This is a genomic window from Streptomyces sp. 8L (assembly GCF_020176795.1).
Taxonomy (GTDB): Bacteria; Actinomycetota; Actinomycetes; order Streptomycetales; family Streptomycetaceae; genus Streptomyces.
The window spans coordinates 1-6,339 of sequence record NZ_JAIUKE010000576.1 but is presented as its reverse complement, the minus strand read 5'-3'; the positions used below and the strand labels follow the sequence as shown (position 1 = coordinate 6,339).

At 67.5% G+C, this 6,339-nt stretch carries 10 protein-coding genes and 1 pseudogene; 5 read left to right on the top strand and 6 right to left on the bottom strand.

All coding sequences use genetic code 11. The annotated features are described in order from the left end of the window. Positions 1 to 53 precede the first annotated feature (53 nt). Positions 54 to 320, bottom strand: coding sequence for a hypothetical protein (locus LCE31_RS34750; RefSeq protein WP_225021661.1), 267 nt, complete (start codon positions 318 to 320; stop codon positions 54 to 56). A gap of 83 nt (positions 321 to 403) precedes the next feature. On the opposite strand from LCE31_RS34750, the gene LCE31_RS34745 reads away from it, so the two are divergent. Genes LCE31_RS34745 through LCE31_RS34735 form a run of 3 tightly spaced genes read left to right on the top strand, consistent with a single transcriptional unit; the run spans position 404 to position 1,696 of the window. Further along, on the top strand, positions 404 to 1,261 hold the full coding sequence (locus LCE31_RS34745; RefSeq protein WP_225021658.1) for a helix-turn-helix domain-containing protein: 858 nt from the start codon (positions 404 to 406) through the stop codon (positions 1,259 to 1,261). Next, positions 1,258 to 1,464 carry a DUF397 domain-containing protein gene (locus tag LCE31_RS34740; RefSeq protein WP_225021656.1) on the top strand — a complete coding sequence of 69 codons (207 nt, stop codon included), beginning with the start codon at positions 1,258 to 1,260 and terminating at the stop codon, positions 1,462 to 1,464. Before LCE31_RS34745 ends, LCE31_RS34740 begins: the two co-directional genes overlap by 4 nt. Positions 1,465 to 1,498: 34 nt before the next feature. Further along, positions 1,499 to 1,696 (top strand): DUF397 domain-containing protein, encoded by a 198-nt coding sequence (locus LCE31_RS34735; protein WP_225021654.1) that lies wholly within the window; start codon positions 1,499 to 1,501, stop codon positions 1,694 to 1,696. 82 nt (positions 1,697 to 1,778) lie between these two features. Here LCE31_RS34735 and LCE31_RS34730 read toward each other — a convergent pair whose 3' ends face one another. Beyond that, entirely contained in the window at positions 1,779 to 2,039 is a 261-nt protein-coding gene (locus tag LCE31_RS34730) for a type II toxin-antitoxin system Phd/YefM family antitoxin (RefSeq protein ID WP_225021652.1), read from the bottom strand. 372 nt (positions 2,040 to 2,411) lie between these two features. Here LCE31_RS34730 and LCE31_RS34725 point away from each other — a divergent pair, with 372 nt between their 5' ends. Together LCE31_RS34725 and LCE31_RS34720 are read left to right on the top strand one after the other, a co-directional pair. Beyond that, positions 2,412 to 2,654: a type II toxin-antitoxin system VapB family antitoxin gene (locus tag LCE31_RS34725; protein WP_225021650.1), complete on the top strand. Its 243-nt coding sequence runs from the start codon at positions 2,412 to 2,414 to the stop codon at positions 2,652 to 2,654. Then, entirely contained in the window at positions 2,654 to 3,073 is a 420-nt protein-coding gene (locus LCE31_RS34720) for a PIN domain nuclease (protein WP_225021648.1), read from the top strand. The genes LCE31_RS34725 and LCE31_RS34720 overlap by 1 nt, the downstream gene beginning before the upstream one ends. 15 nt (positions 3,074 to 3,088) lie before the next feature. Here LCE31_RS34720 and pth read toward each other — a convergent pair whose 3' ends face one another. The 4 genes and pseudogenes from pth to LCE31_RS34700 all read right to left on the bottom strand — a co-directional run. Next, positions 3,089 to 3,685: an aminoacyl-tRNA hydrolase gene (pth, locus tag LCE31_RS34715; protein WP_225021647.1), complete on the bottom strand. Its 597-nt coding sequence runs from the start codon at positions 3,683 to 3,685 to the stop codon at positions 3,089 to 3,091. A 141-nt stretch (positions 3,686 to 3,826) separates the two neighbouring features. Continuing rightward, complete coding sequence (locus LCE31_RS34710; protein WP_225021646.1) at positions 3,827 to 4,420, bottom strand: 50S ribosomal protein L25/general stress protein Ctc; 594 nt, start codon at positions 4,418 to 4,420, stop codon at positions 3,827 to 3,829. A gap of 311 nt (positions 4,421 to 4,731) precedes the next feature. Further along, entirely contained in the window at positions 4,732 to 5,709 is a 978-nt protein-coding gene (locus tag LCE31_RS34705; protein ID WP_225021645.1) for a ribose-phosphate diphosphokinase, read from the bottom strand. 129 nt (positions 5,710 to 5,838) lie between these two features. After that, positions 5,839 to 6,339: pseudogene (locus LCE31_RS34700) on the bottom strand (DapH/DapD/GlmU-related protein); the annotation flags it as partial.

The following is a 6,339-nucleotide window of genomic DNA, read 5'->3' as shown; positions in this document are numbered from 1 at the left end:
CCCCGCCCCCTCGTCCACGACCACCGGGCGCGGCGGCGGCCCCGACCCTCCGCTCACCGCACGTCCGCCCGCATCAGCACCCGCGTCAGCCGCACCACGGCCTGCGGGTTCGCCCGCCCCAACTCCACCAGCGGACGCGCCGGCACCGCCACACACGACGCCAGATCCGGCCTCAACGACGGGAACACCACCCCGTGCAGCGCCAGTGCCGCCCGCAGCCCGTCGCTCAGAGCGACCGCCGAGGCGAGCGCGTCATCGGGAAACGGAAGCTCGAACACGGCCTCGGCCCCGCCTTGTTCCTCACACATGTCATCGTTCATGCTCACAGCGTGACGGACCGGCGCTACGCTCAGTAGGACCCTGGTGCCAGCAAGGCCGACTGCGGGCAGTGAGGAACGCTCCGATGACCCACCAGAACCACCGTGACCGGGACCGCGACAACGACTTCGACCCCTACAGCTCGCCCCGCGCCTTCTACGGCGCCGAACTCCGCCTCGCCCGCGAGAAGTCCGGCCTCTCCCAGGACCGCCTGGGCGACCGCGTCTTCTGCTCCGGCACCTACATCGGCCAGTTCGAGGCCGCGACGCGCCGCCCGCAGCCGGACGTGTCCAGGCTGCTGGACGGCGTGTTCGGAACGGGCGACCGCTTCCAGCGGCTGTGCAGGTTCGCCAACCAGTCGAAGCATGCCGAGTACTTCGCCAAGGCGGCGGAACTGGAACAGGATGCGCGGACGATCAGCGAGTACGCGCCGATGCTGCTCCCCGGCCTGCTCCAGACCAGGGCGTACGCGCATGCCCTGATCAGCGCGACTCTCCCCTTCGACGCGGAGGACGTCATCGATGGGTTCGTGGAGGCGCGCCTTGAGAGGCAGGCCATTTTGAGTAAGCCAACAGCCCCCGTGTTGTGGGCCATTCTGCACGAGGCGGCCCTACGGGTCCCCGTGGGAGGCGCCGCCGTCATGGCGGACCAGCTGAACCACATCGTGCAGATGGCACGCGCCAGCCGTCGCCTTATCGTCCAGGTATTGCCTTTCGAAGCGGGAGCTGCGGCGTTTCTCGACTCGTCGGCCGTCGTGATGACCTTCCAGGACGCTCCGTCGGTCACGTACACGGAGAGTGCCTATACCGGTCAGCTCATCGATGATCCAGCTACAGTCGCCCAGTTCGAAAGGGCCTACGATCTGATCAGGGCTGCCTCTTTGCCACCGGAGTCCTCCCTCGACTTGATCGCCTCGGTGGCTAAGGACTACGCGGGACGATGAACTCTGCTTGTGACCTGGATGCGGCTGTCTGGCGGAAGTCCTCGTACAGCAACGGCTCAGGAGGCAATTGCCTCGAAGTGGCGGACGGTGCGCCGGCGCTCGTCCCGGTCCGGGACAGCAAGTTCCCGAGCGGCCCGGTTCTTCGGGTTCCTCACGCGGGCTGGTCCGCCTTCGTCGCGTCTGTGAAGTCCGGTCGGCTCTGACGCGCACCGGCTCTTGAAGGAGGTCGCATACCGAATGGCCAGCGGCAACTTGACCTGGCGGAAGTCCTCGTACAGCAATGGAGAGGGCGGCGAGTGCCTCGAAGTGGCGGACGGCGCGCCGGAGTTCGTCCCCGTTCGGGACAGCAAGAACACCGACGGCCCAGTCCTGCGCGTACGCGACGCGCACTGGGCCGCCTTCGTCCGCGCGGTCGCGGCCGGAACGCTGGGCTGACGCGGCGGGCGTCGGTCACACCGCACAACGCCTCACCGCTCCGCCTGTGCGAGCGCTTCGGGTTCCCAGATGACCTCGTACGTCATGCCTCGTCTCCGCCGAACACCCGGCGGACCGCCTCCTCGTGGGGGACACCGGCACTTTCTCCCCGCGCCTGCCGTGCGCGGTAGGCGGCCAGGGCCCGCATCTCCTGTAGTTCCAGGGCGTCGGCAGGGCTGACCAGTATCGCGATGGTCTGTCCGTGGTCCGTGATGGCCGCCGGTTCGCGTGTGGCGCTGACCTCGCGGGCAATCGCCCCGAGCCGGGCGCGTGCTTCCACGATCGAGTAAGCGATGTCCGTCATGCACTCCACATTACAGAAGTGTGCACCAGGCGCAGCCCAACGTCAGAAGCCGGCTGCGCCAACAACGCGCTTGTTGGCGACCGACCAGGGCCTCCACCGCGTACGCGACGCGCACTGGGCCGCCTTCGTCCGCGCGGTCGCGGCCGGAACGCTGGGCTGACGCGGCGGGCGTCGGTCACGCGCGCGCCGCGCAAGGGCCCGCGCCTTCACGATCGAGCAGGCTCGCACGCGCACACGCACCCATGCCAACAACGGGCTTGTTTGCATGGGTGCGTCCAAGTCTCTATCGCCAAGACCATCAGAACGATATCGCTTGTAGCGTGATAGCGGTATCGTTTATGGGGTCAGCGCTTCATGAAGGGAGTCATGCACATGGCGAGGACTGTCATCGACCTCGACGAGGACATGGTCAACGAAGCCATGCGTATCTTCGGCACCAAGACGAAGGCCAAGGCCGTGCGACTCGCGATGGAGGATGCCGTCAAGCGTCACTTGCGGCAGGAGTTCTTCGACGCCATGGACACCGGTGAGGTCGACTTCAGCGAGATCGTCGAGACCACAGGCCCACGCAACGCGGACGGGTCACTCAAGCGCGACGGAGGCCGCGCCGCCTGATGCAGGACCGCTACCTGATCGACAAGTCCGCCTTGGCGCGCTGGACGAAACCGGGCGCGAAGGAAGTCCTCAAGCCGCTGCACGAGCGCTCTCTGCTCGCGGTGTGCCAACCCACCGAGTACGAGATGGTTCACTCGGCACGCGACAACGCCGAGGCCACCCGCATCAGCACCTGGCTGCGCGCCTTCGACTACCTGGTCAGCGACGAGAGGGCCTTCGACCGCGCTCTGGAAATCCAGCGCCACGCCCTCAACGCGGGTTTCCATCGAGCCCTGTCCCTCCCGGACCTGCTGATCGCCGCCACGGCGGAGCTGAACCGGAGAACGATCCTCCATTACGACGGCGACTTCGACATGATCGCCTCCCTCACCGGCCAACCCGCCGAGTGGGTCCTCCCGCCCGGCACCGCCGACCGGTGACCTGCCGGCCCGCCCCTACGAGTCGTACGTCTCGCGAGCACGCTCCAGGCCCTCGATGACCAGGGCCTCCACCGCGTCCGCCGCGCGGTCCACGAAGTAGTCCAGCTCCTTGCGCTCACTGGACGAGAAGTCCTTCAGGACGAAGTCCGCGACCTGCATACGCCCCGGCGGCCTGCCGATGCCGAACCGCACCCGGTGATAGTCCGGGCCCATCGCCTTCGTCATCGACTTCAACCCGTTGTGGCCGTTGTCGCCGCCGCCGAGCTTCAGCCGCAGCGCGCCGTAATCGAGGTCCAGTTCGTCGTGGACGGCCACGATGCGCGCCGTGTCCACCTTGTAGAAGTCCCGCAGCCCCGACACCGGGCCGCCCGACAGGTTCATGAACGACGACGGCTTCGCCAGCACCACCCGACGACTGCCCGGCCCCATCGGACCCAGCCGCCCCTCCAGCACCTGCGCCTGCGCCTTGCCCGCCCGCTTGAACGAGCCGCCGATCCGGGCCGCCAGCAGGTCCGCCACCATGAACCCCACATTGTGGCGGTTGGCCGCGTACCCCGGGCCCGGATTGCCGAGGCCCACGATCAGCCAGGGCGCGGAACCATCCGTCGTCATCGTCAACAACCCTCGTAGCTCGTCTTACGGAACGTGCGGACAGTCAACCAGGCGGCCGGCGCGCCAGAACCCGCCCGGAACACACGGAACGGGGCGTACGGACCCTGCCGGCCCGCCCGCCCCGTTCCCTCAGCGCGAGGCTCAGGCCTCCGCGGCCTCCTCGGAGCCCGCGGCGGACTCCTCGGACGGCTCCTCGGCCTGCGCGGACAGCACCTGGAGGACGACCGCGTCCTCGTCCGTCACCAGCGTCGTGCCGGACGGCAGCGTGATGTCCTTCGCCAGAACGGCGTCACCCGAAGCCAGGCCCTGCACGGACACCGTGACCGACTCGGGGATGTGCGTCGCCTCGGTCTCGACCGACAGCGTGTTCAGCACGTGCTCCAGCAGGTTCTGGCCCGGGGCCAGCTCGCCCTCGGTCAGGATGTTGATCTCGACGGTGACCTTCTCGCCGCGCGTCACGGCCAGCAGGTCGACGTGCTCGATGAAGCCCTTCAGCGGGTCGCGCTGCACGGCCTTCGGGATGACCAGCTCGTTGCGGCCGTTGATGTCCAGGCTCAGCAGGACGTTCGCGGTCTTGAGCGCCATCATCAGGTCGTGGCCCGGCAGGGTCACGTGGACCGGGTCCGCGCCGTGACCGTAGATCACCGCGGGCACCTTGCTGGCACGGCGGATACGGCGGGCAGCGCCCTTGCCGAACTCGGTACGGGTCTCGGAAGTGATCTTCAGCTCGGCCATGACGGCGGCTCCCTGGCAAACGGTGACGGATGGATGTCGTCGTCACCCGGCCACGAAACGGGCCTGCTACAAGGAGCGCGCGTCGATAACGGACCGCCGGACGCACCTACGCGTACGGCCTCCCTCGCCGAGCAACTCATTGAGTCTACCCGGCGGGGGAGGCCGCCCAGAAATCGATCACCGCGGAGAGCCGGAGAAGAGCCGGATCAGAGGGGGAGCGGGGGAGTGGAGCGCAGAAGCGTTACGCCTCGGCCGTCCCCGTCCCCGTCCCGCGCCCCCGCCGTATACGACTTACGGCGTTCTGCGCCGCTCTACGCCTCTTCTTCGAACAGGCTCGTCACCGAACCGTCCTCGAAGACCTCGCGCACCGCGCGCGCGATCGTCGGCGCGATCGACAACACCGTGATCTTGTCCAGCTCCAGGTCACCCGCCGTCGGCAGGGTGTTCGTCAGGACGAACTCGCTGACCTTCGAATTCTTCAGCCGATCCGCAGCGGGACCCGACAGCACACCGTGCGTCGCCGTCACTATCACGTCCGCCGCGCCGTGCGCGAACAGGGCGTCCGCCGCCGCGCAGATCGTGCCGCCGGTGTCGATCATGTCGTCGACCAGGACACAGACCCGGCCCTTCACATCACCGACCACCTCGTGCACGGTCACCTGGTTCGCGACATCCTTGTCACGCCGCTTGTGCACGATCGCCAGCGGCGCGCCCAGCCGGTCGCACCAGCGATCCGCGACCCGCACCCGGCCCGCGTCCGGAGACACGATCGTCAGCTTCGACCGGTCCACCTTCGTGCCCACGTAGTCCGCCAGGATCGGCAGCGCGAACAAGTGGTCCACCGGACCGTCGAAGAAACCCTGGATCTGGTCGGTGTGCAGATCCACGGTCAGGATGCGGTCCGCACCCGCCGTCTTGAGCAGGTCGGCGATCAGACGCGCCGAGATCGGCTCGCGCCCGCGGTGCTTCTTGTCCTGCCGCGCGTAACCGTAGAACGGCATGATCACCGTGATCGAACGCGCCGACGCCCGCTTCAGCGCGTCGATCATGATCAGCGTTTCCATGATCCATTTATTGATCGGAGCCGTGTGGCTCTGGATCAGGAAGCAGTCCGCCCCACGCGCCGACTCCTGGTAGCGCACATAGATCTCGCCGTTCGCGAAATCGAACGCCTTCGTCGGAACGATCCCGACACCCAGCTGATGCGCGACCTCCTCGGCCAGTACGGGGTGGGCGCGGCCGGTAAAGAACATCAGCTTCTTCTCGCCGGTCGTCTTGATCCCGGTCACAGCACAGACTCCTCAGACGTGTCGGATGCCGCTGCACCCGCACGTACCGGACCGGTACCTGCGAGCCAGCTGAATCGTGCAGATATACCGTACGCGAGACCCGACGGCCGGGTGCTGGTCACGCCCTCGTCAGACACCGTTCTCCGACAGTCCGCCCGCCGTCTCCGCCGCCTGCGCCGCAGCGGAACCCGGACGCTTCCGAGCCACCCAACCCTCGATATTCCTTTGCTGGCCCCGGGCGACAGCCAGCGAACCCGCCGGTACGTCCTTCGTGATCACCGAACCCGCCGCCGTGTACACGCCATCCCCGACCGTGACAGGCGCCACAAACATATTGTCGGACCCGGTCCGGCAGTGCGACCCGATCGTCGTGTGGTGCTTACGGACCCCGTCATAGTTCACGAACACACTCGCCGCACCGATATTGGTGAAATCACCGATCGTCGCATCCCCCACATACGACAGATGCGGAACCTTCGTACCCTCACCCACCGTCGCGTTCTTCATCTCCACATACGTACCCGCCTTCGCCCGCACACCCAACCTCGTCCCCGGCCGCAGATACGCGAACGGACCCACCAACGCCTCATCCCCCACCACCGCACCGTCCGCCACCGTGTTGTCCACCCG